Annotated in this window: 18 protein-coding genes and 1 tRNA gene; 7 read left to right on the top strand and 12 right to left on the bottom strand. The window is 72.3% G+C overall.

What is annotated here, in order from left to right; translation table 11 throughout:
- Positions 1–4: 4 nt before the first annotated feature.
- The 3 genes from fabB to fabA form a co-directional block, all read right to left on the bottom strand.
- Positions 5–1,231, bottom strand: coding sequence for a beta-ketoacyl-ACP synthase I (fabB, locus tag BUE30_RS08880; RefSeq protein WP_073328817.1), 1,227 nt, complete (start codon positions 1,229–1,231; stop codon positions 5–7).
- 157 nt (positions 1,232–1,388) lie between these two features.
- Positions 1,389–1,595 (bottom strand): cold-shock protein, encoded by a 207-nt coding sequence (locus BUE30_RS08875; RefSeq protein ID WP_073328813.1) that lies wholly within the window; start codon positions 1,593–1,595, stop codon positions 1,389–1,391.
- Positions 1,596–1,882: 287 nt separating this feature from the next.
- Positions 1,883–2,392 carry a bifunctional 3-hydroxydecanoyl-ACP dehydratase/trans-2-decenoyl-ACP isomerase gene (gene fabA, locus BUE30_RS08870; protein WP_073328809.1) on the bottom strand — a complete coding sequence of 170 codons (510 nt, stop codon included), beginning with the start codon at positions 2,390–2,392 and terminating at the stop codon, positions 1,883–1,885.
- 134 nt (positions 2,393–2,526) lie between these two features.
- Here fabA and irrA point away from each other — a divergent pair, with 134 nt between their 5' ends.
- Entirely contained in the window at positions 2,527–2,961 is a 435-nt protein-coding gene (irrA, locus tag BUE30_RS08865; protein WP_073328805.1) for an iron response transcriptional regulator IrrA, read from the top strand.
- Positions 2,962–2,995: 34 nt separating this feature from the next.
- Here irrA and BUE30_RS08860 read toward each other — a convergent pair whose 3' ends face one another.
- Entirely contained in the window at positions 2,996–3,865 is an 870-nt protein-coding gene (locus BUE30_RS08860; RefSeq protein ID WP_073330207.1) for a glycosyltransferase family protein, read from the bottom strand.
- A 212-nt stretch (positions 3,866–4,077) separates the two neighbouring features.
- On the opposite strand from BUE30_RS08860, the gene miaB reads away from it, so the two are divergent.
- On the top strand, positions 4,078–5,391 hold the full coding sequence (miaB, locus tag BUE30_RS08855; RefSeq protein WP_073328801.1) for a tRNA (N6-isopentenyl adenosine(37)-C2)-methylthiotransferase MiaB: 1,314 nt from the start codon (positions 4,078–4,080) through the stop codon (positions 5,389–5,391).
- A gap of 46 nt (positions 5,392–5,437) precedes the next feature.
- On the opposite strand, the gene BUE30_RS08850 is transcribed toward miaB, so the two are convergent.
- From BUE30_RS08850 to BUE30_RS08835, 4 genes are all read right to left on the bottom strand, one after another.
- A complete protein-coding gene (locus BUE30_RS08850) occupies positions 5,438–6,355 on the bottom strand; it encodes a phosphotriesterase family protein (protein WP_073328797.1) in 918 nt (305 codons plus the stop codon).
- Positions 6,356–6,413: 58 nt separating this feature from the next.
- Positions 6,414–7,670 carry an aminopeptidase gene (locus tag BUE30_RS08845; RefSeq protein ID WP_073328793.1) on the bottom strand — a complete coding sequence of 419 codons (1,257 nt, stop codon included), beginning with the start codon at positions 7,668–7,670 and terminating at the stop codon, positions 6,414–6,416.
- 260 nt (positions 7,671–7,930) lie between these two features.
- Positions 7,931–9,040: a cell division protein ZapE gene (gene zapE / locus BUE30_RS08840; RefSeq protein ID WP_073328788.1), complete on the bottom strand. Its 1,110-nt coding sequence runs from the start codon at positions 9,038–9,040 to the stop codon at positions 7,931–7,933.
- A gap of 64 nt (positions 9,041–9,104) precedes the next feature.
- Positions 9,105–9,959, bottom strand: a complete 855-nt coding sequence (locus tag BUE30_RS08835) for an N-formylglutamate amidohydrolase (protein ID WP_073328784.1) — start codon at positions 9,957–9,959, stop codon at positions 9,105–9,107.
- A gap of 180 nt (positions 9,960–10,139) precedes the next feature.
- Here BUE30_RS08835 and BUE30_RS08830 point away from each other — a divergent pair.
- The 3 genes from BUE30_RS08830 (at position 10,140) to BUE30_RS08820 (ending at position 12,133) form a co-directional block, all read left to right on the top strand.
- Positions 10,140–10,214, top strand: a tRNA-Val gene (locus BUE30_RS08830).
- An 80-nt stretch (positions 10,215–10,294) separates the two neighbouring features.
- Positions 10,295–10,420 carry a type B 50S ribosomal protein L36 gene (gene ykgO / locus BUE30_RS08825; RefSeq protein ID WP_008884645.1) on the top strand — a complete coding sequence of 42 codons (126 nt, stop codon included), beginning with the start codon at positions 10,295–10,297 and terminating at the stop codon, positions 10,418–10,420.
- 420 nt (positions 10,421–10,840) lie between these two features.
- Positions 10,841–12,133: a pre-peptidase C-terminal domain-containing protein gene (locus tag BUE30_RS08820; protein ID WP_073328780.1), complete on the top strand. Its 1,293-nt coding sequence runs from the start codon at positions 10,841–10,843 to the stop codon at positions 12,131–12,133.
- 108 nt (positions 12,134–12,241) lie between these two features.
- On the opposite strand, the gene BUE30_RS08815 is transcribed toward BUE30_RS08820, so the two are convergent.
- Together BUE30_RS08815 and BUE30_RS08810 are read right to left on the bottom strand one after the other, a co-directional pair.
- Complete coding sequence (locus BUE30_RS08815) at positions 12,242–12,772, bottom strand: GNAT family N-acetyltransferase (protein WP_073328776.1); 531 nt, start codon at positions 12,770–12,772, stop codon at positions 12,242–12,244.
- Positions 12,769–14,418, bottom strand: a complete 1,650-nt coding sequence (locus BUE30_RS08810; protein ID WP_073328773.1) for a peptidoglycan-binding domain-containing protein — start codon at positions 14,416–14,418, stop codon at positions 12,769–12,771. The genes BUE30_RS08815 and BUE30_RS08810 overlap by 4 nt, the downstream gene beginning before the upstream one ends.
- Before the next feature lie 181 nt (positions 14,419–14,599).
- Here BUE30_RS08810 and BUE30_RS08805 point away from each other — a divergent pair, with 181 nt between their 5' ends.
- Positions 14,600–15,457, top strand: a complete 858-nt coding sequence (locus tag BUE30_RS08805; RefSeq protein WP_073328768.1) for a hypothetical protein — start codon at positions 14,600–14,602, stop codon at positions 15,455–15,457.
- Positions 15,458–15,466: 9 nt separating this feature from the next.
- Entirely contained in the window at positions 15,467–16,528 is a 1,062-nt protein-coding gene (locus BUE30_RS08800) for a saccharopine dehydrogenase (RefSeq protein ID WP_073328764.1), read from the top strand.
- A gap of 10 nt (positions 16,529–16,538) precedes the next feature.
- Here the strand turns inward: BUE30_RS08800 and BUE30_RS08795 are convergent, their stop codons facing one another.
- Positions 16,539–16,892 carry a DUF3775 domain-containing protein gene (locus tag BUE30_RS08795; RefSeq protein ID WP_073328761.1) on the bottom strand — a complete coding sequence of 118 codons (354 nt, stop codon included), beginning with the start codon at positions 16,890–16,892 and terminating at the stop codon, positions 16,539–16,541.
- Between the two features lie 23 nt (positions 16,893–16,915).
- Positions 16,916–17,650: an SDR family NAD(P)-dependent oxidoreductase gene (locus tag BUE30_RS08790; protein WP_073330204.1), complete on the bottom strand. Its 735-nt coding sequence runs from the start codon at positions 17,648–17,650 to the stop codon at positions 16,916–16,918.
- Positions 17,651–17,886 lie beyond the last annotated feature (236 nt).

Here is a 17,886-nt window from a genome sequence, read left to right as displayed (position 1 = left end):
GGGTTCACTCCCGAAAGCGGGAGAGGAGCATCGATCCGTTCGTGCCCCCGAACCCGAAGCTGTTCGTCATCACCGTGTCGAGGTTCGCGCCCTCCACCGTCTCGGTCGCGATCTCCTCGGGCCGAAGCGCGGGGTCGAGCGTCTCGACGTTGATCGAGGGGGCGATGAAATCGTCCTTCAGCATCAGCAGGCAGTAGATCGCCTCCTGCGCGCCGGTCGCGCCCTGGCTGTGACCGGTCATCGACTTGGTCGAGCTGATGGGCGGGTGATCGTCGCCGAAGGTCCGGCGCACCGCCTCCACCTCGCCGACATCGCCGACGGGCGTCGAGGTGCCGTGCGCGTTGATGTAGCTGACGCGCCGCCCCTCGGGCAGCGTCTCCAGCGCCAACCGCATCGCCCGCTCGCCGCCCTCGCCGGACGGGGCGACCATGTCGGCCCCGTCCGAGGTGGCGGCGAAGCCCGTCACCTCGGCGTAGATCCGCGCCCCGCGCGCCTGCGCGTGCTCCAGCGATTCCAGCACCACGATGCCGCCGCCGCCGGCGATGACGAAGCCGTCGCGGTCCTTGTCGAAGGCCCGGCTGGCGCGGGTCGGCGTGTCGTTGAACTTGCTGGACATCGCGCCCATCGCGTCGAAGAGGCAGGACAGCGTCCAGTCCAGCTCCTCGCCGCCGCCGGCGAACATCACGTCCTGCTTGCCCATCATGATCTGCTCGGCCGCGACGCCGATGCAGTGCAGCGAGGTCGAGCAGGCCGAGGTGATCGAATAGTTGATGCCCTTGATCCGGTAGGCGGTCGAGAGGTTCGCGCTGATCGTCGAGCTCATCGTCTTGGGCACGGCGAAGGGGCCGATCCGCTTCGGCGAGCCGGATTTCAGCACCGTCTGGTGGGCCGAGAACATCGCGCTGGTCGACGGCCCGCCGGACCCCGCGATCAGGCCGGTCCGGGGATTGACGATGTCGTCCTCCTCCAGCCCCGCATCCGCGATGGCCTGTCCCATGGCGATATGGGCATAGGCGGCGCCCGGCCCCATGAAGCGCAGGGTCCGCTTGTCGACATGCTCGGCGACGTCGATCTTCAGCGTGCCCGCGATGCGGGAGCGGAAACCGTGCTCCTCCATCTCCGGCACCGCCTCGATGCCGGAGCGGCCGGCCTTCAGCGCGGCGGCCACCTCATCGGCGGAGTTTCCGATGGGCGAGACGATGCCCAGACCTGTGACGACGACGCGGCGCATGGACGCTCCTTCCTTCCCGGTGTCCCGTGTGTAGGTCAGAGCGCGGAGCCGGGGCAACCGGATCGGCGCCTTCCCGGAACGAAAGAACGCGGCGCCGGGGGCCGGCGCCGCGTTCCGATGTCCCTGGCGCGCCGCCCGGGGGCGGCGTCGGCCCGGATCAGGCGAGCTTGAGATTCGTCGCGGATTCGCGGCCGTCGCGGCCGGCTTCCACGTCGTAGGTCACCTTCTGGTCGTCGGCGAGGGTCGTCAGACCGGCGCGCTCGACGGCCGAGATGTGCACGAACACATCCTTGCCGCCCGTCGCGGGCGCGATGAAGCCGAAGCCTTTGGTGGCGTTGAACCATTTCACGGTGCCGTTGGCCATGTCCGTGGTCTCCTTGTGTGGTGCTGCCCGCAGGATGCGGCAGCCCGGCGTCGTCGGTCTCAGATCGAGGGACTGAATGCCGGTGAGGGAGACAGTGGTCGAAAAGAAAGAACGGTAGCCCCTCTTCCGTCTAGCAAAGCCCGCCTCCTGTCAACGCGCCTGACGCGCGGCGGGGCGGGGCCGGCGGATCGCCGCCGGCCGGGGACGGACCGGGGGGACAAGGGGGACGGAACGCGCCCGGCGGGGTCCGCCCCCGCTCTCGCTCCCCTCCGCTTTCGCGGGCCGGCTCAGCTTTCGCTCAGCGCGACCTTCATGTCCTTCACCTGGTAGATCACCTCGCCATCCGCCTCGACGATGCCGTCGGCGACGCCCATCGTCAGCCGGCGGGTCTGCACCGCCTTGGTGAAGTCGACCTTGTAGGTCAGCAGCTTGCGATCGGGGCGCACCATCCCGGTCAGCTTCACCTCGCCGACGCCCAGCGCGTAGCCCCGCCCCTGCCAGCCGCGCCAGCCGAGGTTGAAGCCGGTGAGCTGCCACAACCCGTCGAGGCCGAGGCAGCCGGGCATGATCGGGTTGCCCGGGAAGTGGCAGTCGAAGAACCAGAGCTCGGGATGGATGTCGAACTCGGCGAGGACATGCCCCTTGCCGTGCGCGCCACCATCGGCGCTGATCTCGGTGATCCGGTCCATCATGAGCATCGGCGGCTCGGGCAGCTGCGCGTTGCCGGGGCCGAACAGCTCGCCGCGGGCGCATTTCAGCAGGTCGTCGCGGTCGAACGAGGTGGGATAATCGGCCATGGTCGCGTCTCCGGTCCGGGGGCGGAACGGTCCTACCACCGCCGCTTCGCGCGTGGCAAGGCGCTCACGCCCAGCGGCGCGGCGGCGGGCGGGGCGTTGAATCCCGTCCCGGCTCCGGGGTATGGTGCCCGGCGATGACCGAGACCCGCCCCTCCCCCGCGACCCCCAGGGACCGCGCCGCCGACTGGCTGCACTCGGCCGGGCTGCGTCCGACGCGGCAGCGCCTCGCCCTGGCCGAGCGGCTGGTGGGCGACGGACACGACCGGCACGTCACGGCGGAATCGCTCTACGAGGCGACCGGCGCCGCGGGCGAGAAGGTCTCTCTCGCGACGGTCTACAACACGCTGCGGACCTTCTGCGAGGCCGGCCTGATGCGCGAGATCACGGTCGACGGCGCCCGCAGCTACTTCGACACGAGGGCCGAGGATCACCCCCACTTCTTCTGGGAAGAGGACGGGCATCTCAGCGACGCGCCCGCGGCCGAACTGCATATCGACCGCCTGCCCGGCGCCCCCGAGGGGGCCGAGATCGCGGCCGTCGACGTGGTGATCCGGCTCCGCCGCAAGTAGCCGCCAGGGCTGCCCCGGCCCTCTTTCCGCCCCCTCAGAACCACTGCCCGGGCTCCATCAGCCCGAGATCGAGCAGCTGCTTGGAATGCCAGGCGAAGGGTTCGGAATTGTGCCAGCGGAAACTGTGGATGTCGAAGGCGCTGCCCGGATTGCGCTTCAGCGCCTTGGCGACGCGGAACGACGCGATCGCCGCGGTCAGGTTGTGATGCCAGGGACAGGCATAAGTGTTGTATTCCTCGTCCGCAAAGGTGTGGTCCGGCCGGAAGACGAGGCCGGGCTTCGTGCGGAACAGCGCGATCCGGTCGATCCGGCGGCGCGGGGCCGGGATATGCTCCTCGAAGCGCCAGCGCAGCCCGCCGAAGAAATCGAGCTGCCGCTCCTTGGGGTGATGCGTCGCGGGGTCCGGCCGGGCCAGCGCGTAGTAGCCCGTCCGGTCGAAATGCGCGTCCTCCAGCGAGACGGCGTTCGGATGCGCCTCGAGATCGCCGGCATAGAGGTCGACCACGTAGCTCAGCATCGCGTCCCGCCGCTCCTCGGCGTGGAAGGCGAGCATCTCGCCCACGCTGCGCTGCTCGCAGAAGGGAAAGAACAGGTATTCGGCGTTGTAGCAGTAGTAGATCCAGGTCCGGTCGGGCGCGGTCCGGATGATCGTGTTGAGCACGGCCGGCAGCGCCCCGTCCGCGGTGAGGTCGTGGTCGATGCGCACCACGCCCGACCCGGTCGGCGGCAGGTCGATCTCGGGCGAGGCGACGAGCAGCAGCGCCGCGAAGCCCAGGTCGCGGTGATGGCGCAGCGTCGTCGCCACCTCCACGGGATCCTCGGCGAGGATCACCGCCACCGGGCCCCGGGCCAGATGCTCCCGCGCGCCGTGCCGCGCGAAATCGGCGAGCGATCCGTACTCCATGCCCCGTCCCGTCATTCCCGTCCTTCGCCGCCGATCCGCCCGGCCCCGCTCTCCGGCGGCCATCCGCCGGCGCCGGCGGCCGGCCTGCCGGCACCCGCCGGACGATGCCGCGCCGGCCGCCCGGGACGCAAGGGCGCGGCCCCGCCCCCCGCGTTGCATGCGGCCCCCCGGCCGCGGTAGAGGGGCGGATGCCGCAAGCCCCGGGGGCCGCCATGACCGCGCAGAAGAAGCTCTACATCAAGACCTACGGCTGTCAGATGAACGTCTACGACAGCGAGCGCATGGCCGAGGCGCTGGGGGCGGAGGGTTACGTGCCCACCGACCGGGCGGAGGAGGCGGACATGATCCTCCTCAATACCTGCCACATCCGCGAGAAGGCCTCCGAGAAGGTCTATTCCGAGCTCGGCCGCCTGCGCCCGCTCAAGGACGCGAAGCCCGACCTCAAGGTCGGCATTGCCGGCTGCGTCGCCCAGGCCGAGGGGACCGAGATCATGGCCCGCGCGCCGGTCGTCGATCTCGTCGTCGGCCCGCAGAGCTATCACCGCCTGCCCGCGATGGAGCGCGCGGTGCGCGGCGGCGCCCGCGCCGTCGATACCGACTTCCCCGAAGAGGACAAGTTCACCGAGCTGAAGGCCCGCCCGAAGGCGAAGCGCGGCCCGACCGCGTTCCTCACCGTGCAGGAGGGCTGCGACAAGTTCTGCGCCTTCTGCGTCGTGCCCTATACCCGCGGGGCCGAGGTCAGCCGCCCCGCGGACAGGATCGAGGCCGAGACGCGCGGCCTGGTCGAGCAGGGCGTGCGCGAGATCACCCTCCTCGGCCAGAACGTGAACGCCTGGCACGGGATGGAGGGCGGCCTCGGCGCGCTCGTCCGCCGGCTCGCGCGGATCGAGGGGCTGGCCCGCATCCGCTACACGACGAGCCACCCGAACGACATGGACGACGCGCTGATCGCCGCGCATGGCGAGGAGGCGAAGCTGATGCCCTACCTGCACCTGCCGGTGCAGTCGGGTTCGGACCGCATCCTCAAGGCGATGAACCGCAAGCACGGCCGCGACGCCTACCTGGCCCTAGTGGAGCGGATCCGCGCGGCCCGGCCCGACATCCTGCTGACCTCGGACTTCATCGTCGGCTTCCCCGGCGAGACCGAGTCCGATTTCGAGGACACGCTCGATCTGGTCCGGCAGGTCCGCTACGGCGCGTCCTTCTCGTTCAAGTATTCCCCACGACCCGGCACACCGGCGGCCGAACGCGGCGCGCAGGTCCCGGCCGAGGTGATGGACGAGCGGCTGCAGCGCCTTCAGGCGCTCATCACCGAACTGCAGCGCGAGGCACAGGAAGCGATGGTCGGCCGCGAGGTCGAGGTCCTGTTCGAGAAGCCTGGCCGCCTGCCCGGCCAGATGGTCGGCAAGTCCGGCCAACTCCACGCGGTCCATGCCGACGCGCCCGAAAGCCTGCGCGGCGAGGTCCGGCGCGTCCGCATCACCGCGTCCGGCCCGAACTCGCTCGCCGGGACGCTGGCCGCCTGACCCCGCCCGGTGTCCGGGCCGGTCTCCGGGCCGGTCCCCGGCCCGACTACCGCGCGAAGGCCCGGAACGGGTTGTCCCGCATCAGCCCGTCGATCGTGTCGCTGCCGACACCGCTCGCCTCGAGCTTCGGCAGGAACCGCTCGCTGAGGTAGGTATAGGGCTTCGGCGTGCCGCCGCCGGGTTCTGCGGGGTCGTACCAGCCCCGGTCGTGGCTGAGCAGTACCCTGTCCTCCAGCCCGGCATCGAGCAGGCGGTGGATGTTGGTCAGGTGGCGCTCGTCCTCGCCGTCATTGCCGATCCAGTCGTATTCGATCCACGCCCCCCGCCGCGCCACCTCGAGATGGAGGGCGAAATCCGGCTCGGCCTGCGTGTGGATCGAGATGAACCGATCCGGCGCATGTCCGCAGGCCTCGATGATGTCGAGCTGTTCCAGCACCACGCGGCCCCGGATCGTGTGGCTTCCGATCACCGCGTTCGTCCGGGCCCCCGCGCGCGCCGCGGCGCGCAGGATCTTCGCCTCGGCCCCGGTGATGCCGTCGTCGCCGGCGCTGACCTTGATCCAGCCGGCCTGCACGCCGCTTCCCTCGATCCCGCCCTCCAGCTCGGACAGCATCCAGTCGGCCAGCGCATCCTCGCTCGCCTCGTGCGCCCAGGGCGGAATCCAGGGCTCACGGTAGATGCCCGTCGGCACGACGATGGGGAAGTCCGTGGCCTGCGAGACCGCGAGAACCAGGTCCGCCCGCCGCCCGACGCCGACCGGCGTGCATTCGACCAGCGCCGCGAATCCCAGCGCCTTGATCCGCTCGATCTCGGGCGCCATCAGCGCGACCACGTCGGCCGGATCGGCCTGCGCGTAGCCGGGCGCGTCCCAGGTCCGCAGGTCCACGAAGACATGCTCGTGCGGCAGGATCGGGCCGAGCTCCTCCGCGCCCCTCGGCCCGAGGGTCGTGATCAATCGGGTCATCCCGTCATCCTCCTTCGGCCCCCCCGCGCCGGGCCCGGTCCGGAGCGGGCATCCTGCCCTACAGGGCCTGCGCCCATTCGCCGCCACGCATGACCGGCGTGCGGCCCCCGTCCGCGTCCAGACCGTCGATGTCGATCTCGGTCGAGCCGATCATCCAGTCGACATGGATCATCGAGGAATTTCCGCCCCGCGCCGCGATCTCCTCGTCGGACATCTTCGTGTCGGTGAAGCAGTCCGCGTAGCACTGGCCGAGCGCGATATGGCTCGCCGCGTTCTCGTCGAAGAGGGTGTTGTAGAACAGCAGCCCCGAGGCCGAGATCGGAGAGGAGGCGGGCACCAGCGCCACCTCGCCCAGCCGCCGCGCGCCCTCGTCGTTGTCGATGAGCTTGAGGAACACCTCCTCGCCCTTGCTGGCCTTCGCCTCCACGATCCGGCCGCCCTCGAACCGCACCTCGATCCCCTCGATCAGGCTGCCCTGATGCGCCAGCGGCTTGGTCGCGCGGACGATGCCCGAGACGCGCTCGCGGTGGGGCGTGGTGAAGACCTCCTCCGTCGGGATGTTGGGGTTGCAGTCCACCCCCTTCTTCGAGGTCGACTTGCCGCCCTTCCAGCGGTGGTCGTCGGCCAGCCCGATCGTCAGGTCCGTGCCCGGCCCGCTGTAATGCAGGGAATGGAAGCGGTGGTCGTCGAGCCATTTCCGCCGGGCCAGCAGCTCGGCATTGTGGGCGTTCCAGGCCGCGACCGGATCCTCGCGATCCGCGCGGGACGCGGCGAAGATGGCCTCCGCCAGTTTCGCCACGGCCGCGTCCTCGGCCATGTCCGGGAACATCAGCCGCGCCCAGGAGGGGGCGGGATAGGCGCAGATCGACCAGTTCGTCTGGAAGCCGGTGATCATCTTTCGCGCGGGCGTGTAGGCCTGGTTCAGCGCCTTGCCGGCGCGGGCGACCTTGTCCGTGTCCTGGTCGGCCAGCAGCATCGGATCGTCCGAGACGATGTGCAGCCGGGCGGAATTGTCCCCGTAGGCCGAGGCCATCCCGTCATAGAGCCAGCCGGGCGCCCGGTCGAAGCTGTGGTCGGCCGCCATCTCGTAGCGGGCGCGGGTGATCGCGCTGTCCGAGATCATCGGCGTGACCAGCCCCGCCCCCTCGCGGTAGGCGACCTTGGCGATCCGCCGCAGCAGCGGCAGCGCGGCGGCGTCGGCGGTGACGATCAGGTCCTGCCCGGGCCGCAGCCCCACGCCCACGCGGATCGCCACCTCCGCCAGCCGGTCGAGCTGCGCGGCGTCGAAGGGAAGGGCGGTGTCGGTCTGCGTCATCGTGGGCTCCTTGTCCGGGGGCGGGCGGCGCGGATCGCGGCCCGTCGCCGCCCGGCATGATAGCTCTGCCCTGCGCCCCGGCCAGCGCGACCTCGGTGCGGAACCTGTGGACAAGGTGAATTTCCGCTTTACCGCCGAATCACCCTCACGCTATATCTTGGGCCGAGGGTGCCGCCGGACGCAGGTATGGTATCCCGGGACGACCGCGCACTTCGGGGCGATGGGTTATTGACAGGCGGGTACGATATAACGGGGGCCGGTCAACGGCCCCCTTTCGCGTCCTCCGCCCCCGCTTCCCCGTCGAGGGCAGGCCGCCCCCAGCCGTCCGAGGCCATCTCCCGCAGGCGCGAGGCGGTCCGCGCGAACTCGAAGCTGCCCTCCCCCTCGACATAGAGGCTCTCGGGCTCGGCCGCGGCCGAGGCGAAGAGCGCGACCTTCCCCTCGTAGAGCGCATCGACGAGGGTCACGAAGCGCTTCGCCTGGTTGAAGTTGTCGCTCGAGAGCTGCGGGATCTCGTCCAGCAGCAGCACCCGCGCCGCCTCGGCCAGCGCCAGGTAGTCGGCCGGGCCCAGCGGCCGGCCGCACAGGTCGTAGAACGACGCCCGCGCCGCGCCGCTGACGAAGGCGGGGATCTCGACCGCGCGCCCGTGGACGCGCAGCACCTCCGGCGCGGCCTCGGCCCCGCCCAGCTCCGCCCAGACCGCGTTCATCCCGGCCCGCGCCTCGGCATCGACGGGGGTGAAGTAGCGCACCCGCCCGGCGAGCCGCCCCTGCCGGTGATCGGCCCCGTCCGCGAAATGAACGACCTCCAGCCGGTCCTTCAGCATCTCGATGAAGGGCAGGAAGATCGCCCGGTTCAGCCCGTCCTTGTAGAGATCGTCCGGCGGCCGGTTCGAGGTGGTGACCACCGTCACCCCCGCCTCGAACAACCGCTCGAAGAGCCGCCCGACCAGCATCGCGTCCGTGATGTCGGTGATCTGCATCTCGTCGAAGGCGAGAAAGCGCACCCGCCCCGCCAGGTCCTCGGCCACGGGCCGGATCGCATCGTCCACGCCGCGCGCACGCGCCTTGTTCATCTCGGCATGGACCCATTGCATGAAGGCGTGGAAATGCCGTCGCTCCTTCGGCACCGAGACCTCGGCATAGAGCAGGTCCATCAGCATCGACTTGCCGCGCCCCACCCCGCCCCAGAGATAGAGCCCGCGCACCGGCTCGGGCGCGCTGCGCCGGAAAAGCGAACGCTTCGCCGGCGGTTGGCGGGCCAGCCCCTCGGCGATCCGGTCGAGCTCGGGCAGGAGGGACTCCTGCACGGGATCGGGGGTCAGGGCGCCCTCCCGGACGCGGGCGGCATAGGCTTCGGTCACGCTCATGGCCGTGAGGTAGCGGGATCGCCCCGCCTGGGAAAGAGGCGCCCCCCCGGATGCCGCCGGGCCCCTACTCCGCCGCGACCGCGCGGTCCTGCGGCCGGCCGAGCGCCGCGAGATCCGCGACGATCCCGTCCATCACCGCGCGGAAGGCGTCGAAGCCCGGCGCCTTCTCCACCCGCGCCTCGTCCATGTAGAGCGCGCGGTCGAGCTCCACCTGCACGGCGTGGCGGCGGCGGGCCGGGCGGCCATAGGCCTGCGTCGTGTAGGCCCCGGCGAAGGGCATGTTGCGCGCGACGCGCAGGCCCGCCCCGGCGAAGACCGCCTCGATCCGGTCGACGAGGTCGCCGCGCGCCGCGGCGCCGAACCGGTCGCCGAGGATCACGTCGGCCCGCCGCCCCGGGCCCTGGTCCAGCGCCTCGTGCGGCATCGAGTGGCAGTCGATCAGGATCGCCTCGCCGAAGGCCTCGCGGCTCTCCTCCAGCAGGTCGGACAGGGCCGCGTGGTAGGGCACCCAGCCCGCCGCGATGCGGGCGCGGGCGGCGTCCAGCGGCAGCTTGCCCTCGTAGATCGGCCGCCCGCCGGCGACGACCCGCGGCACCACGCCGAGGCCGGAGGCCACGCGCGGATTGTGCGCGCCCCGGCGGACCCCCTCGACCAGCGCGGGGTCGAGTTCGTCCTGCGCGCGGTTGAGGTCGAGCCAGGCGCGGGCGGCGGTCGCGGCGATCAGCGGCGCGCCCTGTCCCGGAGCGGCGGCGAAGAGTTCGTCGACGAAGGCATCCTCGGAGGACCGCAGCGCGGTCTCGTCGAGCCGCGTGGCGCGCCGCATCTCGTCGGGGTAGTGCCGGCCCGAATGGGGCGAGGCGAAGACGACGCAGGTCGTGCGCCGCAACGGCCGAACGAGGGTGAAGGCCCGCTCCGACATGCCCGTGATCTCCCGCCTGACCGCGTCATCCTAGCCTTCGCGAACGCGCCGCCGAAAGCCCTTGATCCCCCCACCGACTCCTTTTATACGGCACCGCACCTGACGCGGGCCCTGTCCCGCGTCCTTGTCTTTCGGGCACTTGCCGGGGACCGGGACGCGCGGGGGGATCCCATCGGGAACGGGCGGTTAGCTCAGTGGTAGAGCACTTCGTTGACATCGAAGGGGTCACAAGTTCGAACCTTGTACCGCCCACCACGCCATTCACCGCGGGCCCTCCGGGACCGCATGACGCAATCAAGGCGCATCGCCGCGCCGCGACAGATGGGGAGAGCGCCATGAAGGTCGCCAACTCGCTCCGTTCGCTCAAGCAGCGCCACCGCGATTGCCGCGTCGTGCGCCGCAAGGGCCGGGTCTACGTGATCAACAAGACCCAGCGCCGGTTCAAGGCCCGCCAGGGCTGAGACCGGACCGCACCGGAACCGATCGGGGGCCGCGCGACAGCGCGGCCCTTTCTCGTTCGGGGGGCGGATCGGGCCCGCCGCCCGGGTCCGTCGCCCCCGCCCCGCTCCCGTCCCGCCCCCGTCCTGCCCCCGTCCTGGCCCCCGTCCTGCCCCCGTCCTGCCAGAGTGCCGCCCACCGGGCCTCGTCCCACCGGACACGTCCCTCGCGTCCTTCCCGCGGCCCGGCCCCGCCCCGCCGGGAACCGACCCGGTCGCCGGCCCGCTCCCCCTTTTCCGGGTCAGCAGCCGCGGCCCCCTCCGCCCCGGCTCTCCGCCAGCCCCGCCCGCCCCCGGCGGCGACCTGCCGCTTCGGAAACTTGTGGCCCGGCCCGGGGCGACGGGCTAGGCTGCCGGCAGACGACCACCAGGGAGATTTTCAGCATGAAGTTCTTTGCAACCACCGCGCTGGCGGGCGGCCTCTTCGCCTTCGGCGGCGCCGCCTCGGCGCAGGACCTGTGCGGCGGGTTCGGCGCGAACGGCACCTGGCTCGGCGGCTCGGAAGAGGCCTCGGACATCGCGACCTCGGGCGACTACCTCGAGCAGATGGCGCTGGTCCTGATGAACAACCAGTATACCGGCCTGTTCTCGGTCTCGGCTCCGACCGCCGTCCGGCTCGAGGCCGAGGGGCGCGGTGGTGGCGATCCGGTGATCGACCTGCGCGACGCGGCGGGCGAGATCCTGCTCTCGGACGATGATTCGGGCGGCGGCGGCGCATCCTACGCGGCGACGACGCTGGAGCCCGGCACCTACTGCCTGTCGATGCAGAGCTACGACGGCTCGCCGATGACCGGCTTCGTCCGGGTCAGCCGCGACGGTCAGGACCAGCTCACCGATGGCGGCGGCGCGATGCCGGTCGATGCCGGAACCGACACCGCGGCGGACACGGGGACCGAAACCGCGACCGACACGGGGACCGATACGGGCACCCCCTCGACCGGCGGCTGCACGATGGCGTCGAACGCGCTCGGCGACGGGCCGATCGACGGCAGCCTGTCGATGGGCGGGGTCTCGGCGACCGCGCCGGTCAACCAGATCGACGCCTGGACCTTCACCCTGTCGCAGCCCGCGCCGATCACGATCACCGCGACCAACGAATTCGCGGACCCGGTCGTCACGCTCTATGACGGGGCGGGCAACTACCTGGCCGAGAACGACGATTACGACGGCCTCAACAGCCAGCTCGACATGACGACCCCGCTCGCGGCGGGCGAGTACTGCATCGAGCTCGCCGCCCTGTCCGACAGCAACGAGCCGATCACCGTCTCGGTGACGGAATACGATCCGCGCGCCGCGATGGACGCGCTGATCGCCGCCGGCGAGGCGAGCCCGCCGCTCGACGGGTCCTACCCGATCACCGAGCTCGGCGTCGCGCAGTCCCGCCTGCGCCACGACGCGCAGGTCGGATCGGATGCCAGCTGGTTCCGGATCGACGTGGACGAGGGCGGCCTGCTGCTGATCGAGGCGGTGGCCAACGGCAACGGCGACCCGGTGATCTTCCTCTACGACGATATCGGGCGCGAGGTCGCCTACAACGACGACAGCGGATCGTCCTACGATTCGATGATCGCGACCCGCGTCCTGCCGGGCACCTACCTGCTGGGCGTGAAGCAGTACGACGAATCGCAGACCAGCCTGATCCGCCTGGTGGTGGAGCGCTACGTCCCCGCCAACTGACGGCGCGGGTCGCGGAAGGAGAGGGCCCGGCCGGGGATCGTCCCGGCCGGGCCCTCTGTCGTCCGGGGGCGCGGCATGTCCGGGGCCGGCCGCCCCACGGGGGCGCCCTCAGGCCCCGCCCGGCACCACGGTCAGCGCGGGGCCGTCCGGGCGGTCGTAATCGCGCGCCAGGACGTGCCAGCCGTCCTCGAGCACGCGCAGGCAGCGCCAGCCCCGGCGCAGGAACAGCGTGCGGGCCTCGCGCGCGGTGGCGTAGGCGCGCGGATAGCCCTGCCGGCAGAGCTCGGCCTCGGCGGCGGCGACCAGCGCCGCGCCGATCCCGGCGCCGCGCCGGTCCGGCGCGACGCATAGTCCGTTGATCCAGGGCCCCTCCGCCGGCTCGGCCCCGTGACCGTTCAGGCCCAGCGCCACCGTGCCGATCGCGCGCCCGTCCAGCAGCGCGACGAACCCGAGCGGCACCCCCGTCCGCGCCATCCGCAGGGCGAGGTCGTCGCGCGCCACGCCCCGGCCGCCGCCCTGCTCCGCCCCGCCGTACCAGTCGGGCCAGGTCTCGGTGATCAGGCGCTCCACCTCGTCCACGCTGTGCGGCGCATCGGCGAGGCGGCAGATCCGCAGCGCGCTCTCGGGCACCGCGCTCATCGCAGCGCCTCCAGCCCGTCGGCGATCAGCCGGACGATCGTGCCCTGGTCGACGAAGCCGGTGGCGTTCAGCCCCTGCCCCTCCTGGTAGGCCGAGAGGGCCCGGCGCGTATCGGCATCGATCTGCCCGTCCACCGCCCCGGCGGCGAACCCGAGCGCGCTGAGCCGCTGCTCGATCAGCCGGATCGTCAGCGTGTTGAGGCCCAGCGCCCGCTCGGCGGCCTGCACCTCGGGGCTGGGCCGGCGCGCGGCCTCGATCCGGGCGCGGGCCTGCTGCGCGAACCGCCCCTCGGGGAATCTTTCGAGATAGGCCCGGTAATCGGCCGGCCGGCCCGCTTCCTCGGCGGCGGCCCAGGCCTGCCGGTCGGCCCGGTCCGCCCGCTCCGCCTCGGCCAGCTGAAGCGCCTCGATCCGCTCGCGCGCGGTCCCGGCGAAGAGCCCCTCGGGATAGCGCTCCAGATAGGTGGTCAGCCCGGCCAGCGTGCCGCCGGCCCCGGTCTCGTCCCAGTAGGCGCGGTCCAGCCGCTCGCGCTCGGCCCGCTGGCGCTCGGCCTCGGCGGCGCGCTCGGCCTCGGCCCGGGTCGCCTGCGCGTCGAGCCGGACGATCTGCTCGGGCGTGAGGTAGCTGGTCTGGGCGAAGCCGTTCTGCTGCTGCCAGTTGCGGATCGCCGTGCGGCTGCCGGCGCCGAAGATGCCGTCGACCCCCCGCGTGTCGTAGCCCAGCTGCGTCAGGTCGCGCTGGATGCCGCGCCGCTCGTCCCGGCTCAGCTCGATCCGCTCCTCGGCAAGGCGCGCGTCGCGGTTCGGTTCGGCCAGGATGGCGGCGATCGCGTCCTCGGCCTCGCTCCGCCAGGCCCCGCGCGGATAGCGCGACAGGTAGTTGCGGTAGGCCGCCACGGTGTCGAGCGTGCGGCTCCCCTCCCAGAGGGCGGTCTCGGTCGAGCTCGGCCCCTCCGGCTCGGGCTCGGGCTCCGGCGCCCGGCGCTCGGTGCCTTCCGGGATCAGGACGAGGCTCGGCGGCGTGTAGCCGGCGAGGTCGAGCTGCCGGTAGCGCCCGGCCCGGGCGATCAGGTCCGTCCCCGGCTCGGCCAGCTCGTCCCGGATGAAGTCGGAGATCGCGCCGGTCGGTCCCGTGATCACGGTCACCCCCTGCGGCACGTCCGCCAGCGCGGCCCCGTCCGACAGGTAGGGGGTCAGCTCGGCATCGTCGCCGGTCCCCGCGACCAGCAGCAGCGCCCGCCCGGGATGGCGGGCCAGCACGGCCATCACGCTCTCGACCGAGATCGCCCGGTCGCCGAGGCCGAACAGGCTCACCCGGCCCGAATCCGCGGTCAGCAGCCAGCTGCGATCCCCGTCGGTCACGAACCGGCCGGCCAGGACCGCGACCACCCGGTCCGCCTCGGCGGCCGCCTCGGCCCAGGTCTGCAGCGCCGAGATGGCGTTCCCCGAGCGGGCGTTCGGCACCGCCGTCACCGCGAAGTCGAGCGGGGCCAGCGCCTCCGTCGCCGCGACCACGTCCTCGGCGCCCGGCGCGCGCGAGAGGCGTTCGTACCGTTCGATCCCGAGGGCGAGCGCGGCATCCTCGGCGGCGGCAGGCAGCGCCGCGAGCAGCGAGAGCGCGGCGGCAAGGGACAGGGAACGGGGCATGGTCGACCTCCGGTCGTCAGGGAACGTCGTGGCCCGGCAGGCCCGTCTCGGGCCGCGCCGGTCGCGCAACAGAAGGCTCCGCGGGGCGCGCTATGCAATATCAGCGCCCCTGTCAGCGCATACGGGGTGTGTCTCCGCCCCCACTTGCCGCAAGGGCAGCCCGGCGGCGATAGTCCGGTCCATGACCGCGCCGCCCTCCCCCGCCGACCTGCAGGACCGGATCCGCCTCCACGAGGGTCTGCAACTGGTCGAGATCGATCTCGCCGGCCTCGTCATCGCGGACGGCGCGGGGGCCAACCGGTTCTACGATGCGGTGGAGCGCCGGATCGACGAGAGCGGCGAGCCGCTCTGGTTCTTCCTCATCCATACCGGCGCCTACCGCGTCGATCCCGCCGCATGGTTCGCCTTCACCCACCGCGGGCAGGCCGTGCAGGAGGCGCATTCGATGGGCACGGTCCGCGTCGATGACAGCCCCGAGGGGCTGCGCCAGATCGAGCGGGACCGCGCGCGCGGCCAGGCCGATCCGCGCCTCTTCGCCACCCGCGACGCGGCGCTCGCGGCGCTGTCCGCCCTGCCCTCGCGCCGCCGCCGCCGGATCGAGCACGCGCCCAGCTTCGCGCCCGGCGACATCGCCGCGCGCCTGACCTTCCGCCCCCGGGCCGAGGTGCTCGAGCTGGACCTGTCGGGCCTCGACATCGCGCATGGCCGCGACGCGCACGCCGTCTTCGACGCGATCGAGACCGCGATCCGGCCGACCGGGCGGCGCTGGTACCTGCTGACCGACTATACCGGCACCCGGATCCAGAGCGCCGCCTGGCTCGCCTGGTCCCTGCGCGAGGACGCGCTGGCCGCGCGGCACCTTCTGGGCGCGGTGCGCCACGCCCCGGGAAGCGAGACCGAGCGCGACCTTCGCCTGCGGGCCGAGGGGCGCGGACATCGCCCGAACATCCGCAATACGCGGGGCGAGGCGATGGCCCGGATCGACGAGCTGCGGGCCGAGCGCGCGGCGACCCTTGCCGTGCCCGGCGGGGGCGCCTAGGCCGGACGCATGAGCCGCTTCCATCTCCGCGTCGAGACGCGCCCGAACGAACGCCGCGCCGCCCTCACCCCCGAAGGGACCGCGCGGCTGATCGCCGCCGGCCATGCCGTGATCGTTGAGGAAAGCGCGCAGCGCGTCTTCCCGCTCGCCGACTACGTCGCGGCGGGGGCGGGGACCGCCCCGGCCGGCGCGTGGCGCGACGCGCCGGACGAGGCGATCATCCTCGGCCTCAAGGAACTGCCCGAGGAGACGACGCCGCTGCGCCACCGGCACGTCATGTTCGGCCACGCCTACAAGGGCCAGCTTTCGGGCCGTGCGCTTCTGGGTCGGTTCCGCGCCGGGGGCGGCACGCTGCTCGACATGGAATACCTCGTGGATCCGGCGGGCCGCCGCGTCGCTGCCTTCGGCTACTGGGCCGGCTTCGCCGGGGCCGGGGTCACGCTGCTGGCGCTCGCCGCGCAGCGCCGGGGCGGCACGCTCGGCCCGGTCGAGGGGTGGCGCGATGCCGACGCGCTCGCCGCCGAGTCGCGCGCCGGACTGGAGGGCCCCGCCCCCACCGCCCTGATCGTCGGCGCCGCGGGCCGCGTCGGGGCCGGGGTCGCCGACCTGCTGGGCCGCTGCGGCATCGCCCCCACGCTCTGGGACAAGGACGAGACGGCGGAGGGCGGGCCCTTCCCGCAGATCGCGGCGCACGAGCTGTTCTTCAACTGCATCCTCGCCCGGCCCGGCACGCCGGTCTTCGTGGACCGCGCCATGGCCGAGGGCCCCCGCGCGCTGCGCGCCATCGGCGACATCGCCTGCGACCCGGACAGCGACTACAACCCTGTGCCGCTCTACGACGCGGCGACGGGCTGGGAGGCGCCGGTGCTGCGGGTCGCGGCGGACCCGCCGCTCGACCTGATGGCGATCGACAATCTGCCCTCGCTGCTGCCGCGCGAATCCTCCGCGGATTTCGCGGGCCAGCTGCTGCCGCATCTGATGGCGCTAGACGAGGATCCGGGCGGCGTCTGGACGCGCGCCGCGGCCGAATTCGCGCGCCACGCGGCGCGGGACGGCACGCCCGCGACCTGAAAGGGGGGCGTCAGCCCTCCTCGTCGTCCTCGGCGAAGCCCTCGGGGATGTCGTCCTCGTCCTCCTCGTCATCCGCGTCGCCCGCCATCTCGGCGAGCCCGGCCTCGAGGTGGTCGGGGAAGTCCTCGTCCTCCTTCAGCACCTCCGCCGCGTTGTCGGCGGCGTCGGTCATCGCGGTGTTGAGCGCATCCTCCCAGTCGTCGGCGTCGAAATCGCCGCGCCCGACCCACATCAGCGCGATCAGCGCGGCCTGCTCCTCCTCGGTCAGGCCCTCGATGTAGGAATCGAACAGCGACTCGGCGTCGTCGACCTCCTGTCCGAGGGCGATCACGCGGTTCACCTTGGGCGTGGAGATGCCGATCATCGGGGGCCTCTTTCGATTTGGCGTCAGCGGTTGAAGATCGCGGAATGCAGCCAGCGCGGAAAGATCCGGCTCACCCGGAACAGCCACGAGAAGGCGAGCGGGAAGTTCCGGCTGAAGCCCTCGCCACCCATGTGCTCGAAGATCTCGCGCGCGGCGTCCTCGGGCTCCATGATGAAGGGCATGCGGAAGTCGTTCTGTTCGGTCAGGCGCGAGCGGACGAAGCCGGGATTGACCAGCTGCACCTCGAGGGGCGTGTCGCGCAGGTCCATGTCGATCGCCTCGGCCAGGTGCATCAGCCCCGCCTTCGAGGCGCCGTAGCCGACCGTCCCCGGCAGGCCGCGATAGCCGGAGAGCGAGCCGGTCAGCACGATGTGCCCCTTCCCCCGCTCGAGCATCCGGGGGACGAGGTGGCCGAGCACGCGCATCGCGCCGCCCAGGTTGGTGTCGATCATCTGCAGGCCGTGGGCGACGTTCCAGTCGGTCGCCTTCATCGGCCAGTAGGTCCCCGCGAGGTAGACCATCCCGTCGATCCCGCCCGCATCGTCCACGGCCCGGATCACCGCATCCTCGTCCGTCACGTCGAGCGGCAGGATCCGGGACTGCCCCGGCAGCGCGGCCGAGATGGCGGACAGCCGCTCCTCCGACCGGGCGCTGAGGATCACGGAAGCCCCCGCGCGGCTCAGCTGGTGGGCGAGCGCTTCGCCCAGCCCCTCGCTCGCGCCGACGATCCAGTAGGTCTTGCCGTTCCACTCTCGCATGCCGATCCCCATCCGTTCGATTGGCGAACCCGCAGCGCGGGGTCTGGTTCCGGCCCGGATCGCGCCGGGCCGCGATCATCCTAGGATGGGCCGACAGGCGCTGCAAATCGCGCCGGGCCGGAAGGTTCACGCCGGTCGAGGCGCCGGGATCGGGGCCCGCGCCCCGCAGGACCCCCGCCTCCGCGCCGCCCCGTCCCCCGGTCCGCGCCCTTCCCCGGCGCCCCGGTCCGTCACCG

The organism is Wenxinia saemankumensis (genome assembly GCF_900141735.1).
GTDB lineage: Bacteria > Pseudomonadota > Alphaproteobacteria > Rhodobacterales > Rhodobacteraceae > Wenxinia > Wenxinia saemankumensis.
The sequence above is the reverse complement of the archived record's forward strand: the minus strand, read 5'-3'. Positions and strand labels throughout refer to the sequence as shown.

Coding starts and splice junctions, on each gene's coding strand:
- BUE30_RS08790 (WP_073330204.1), bottom strand. CDS start 17,650: ATGCGAGAGTGGAACGGCAAGACCTACTGGATCGTCGGCGCGAGCGAG.
- BUE30_RS08835 (WP_073328784.1), bottom strand. CDS start 9,959: ATGTCGGAGCGGGCCTTCACCCTCGTTCGGCCGTTGCGGCGCACGACC.
- BUE30_RS08820 (WP_073328780.1), top strand. CDS start 10,841: ATGAAGTTCTTTGCAACCACCGCGCTGGCGGGCGGCCTCTTCGCCTTC.
- ykgO (WP_008884645.1), top strand. CDS start 10,295: ATGAAGGTCGCCAACTCGCTCCGTTCGCTCAAGCAGCGCCACCGCGAT.
- miaB (WP_073328801.1), top strand. CDS start 4,078: ATGACCGCGCAGAAGAAGCTCTACATCAAGACCTACGGCTGTCAGATG.
- BUE30_RS08805 (WP_073328768.1), top strand. CDS start 14,600: ATGACCGCGCCGCCCTCCCCCGCCGACCTGCAGGACCGGATCCGCCTC.
- BUE30_RS08810 (WP_073328773.1), bottom strand. CDS start 14,418: ATGCCCCGTTCCCTGTCCCTTGCCGCCGCGCTCTCGCTGCTCGCGGCG.
- BUE30_RS08815 (WP_073328776.1), bottom strand. CDS start 12,772: ATGAGCGCGGTGCCCGAGAGCGCGCTGCGGATCTGCCGCCTCGCCGAT.
- BUE30_RS08850 (WP_073328797.1), bottom strand. CDS start 6,355: ATGACCCGATTGATCACGACCCTCGGGCCGAGGGGCGCGGAGGAGCTC.
- BUE30_RS08875 (WP_073328813.1), bottom strand. CDS start 1,595: ATGGCCAACGGCACCGTGAAATGGTTCAACGCCACCAAAGGCTTCGGC.
- zapE (WP_073328788.1), bottom strand. CDS start 9,040: ATGAGCGTGACCGAAGCCTATGCCGCCCGCGTCCGGGAGGGCGCCCTG.
- fabB (WP_073328817.1), bottom strand. CDS start 1,231: ATGCGCCGCGTCGTCGTCACAGGTCTGGGCATCGTCTCGCCCATCGGA.
- fabA (WP_073328809.1), bottom strand. CDS start 2,392: ATGGCCGATTATCCCACCTCGTTCGACCGCGACGACCTGCTGAAATGC.
- BUE30_RS08845 (WP_073328793.1), bottom strand. CDS start 7,670: ATGACGCAGACCGACACCGCCCTTCCCTTCGACGCCGCGCAGCTCGAC.
- BUE30_RS08860 (WP_073330207.1), bottom strand. CDS start 3,865: ATGGAGTACGGATCGCTCGCCGATTTCGCGCGGCACGGCGCGCGGGAG.
- BUE30_RS08800 (WP_073328764.1), top strand. CDS start 15,467: ATGAGCCGCTTCCATCTCCGCGTCGAGACGCGCCCGAACGAACGCCGC.
- BUE30_RS08795 (WP_073328761.1), bottom strand. CDS start 16,892: ATGATCGGCATCTCCACGCCCAAGGTGAACCGCGTGATCGCCCTCGGA.
- irrA (WP_073328805.1), top strand. CDS start 2,527: ATGACCGAGACCCGCCCCTCCCCCGCGACCCCCAGGGACCGCGCCGCC.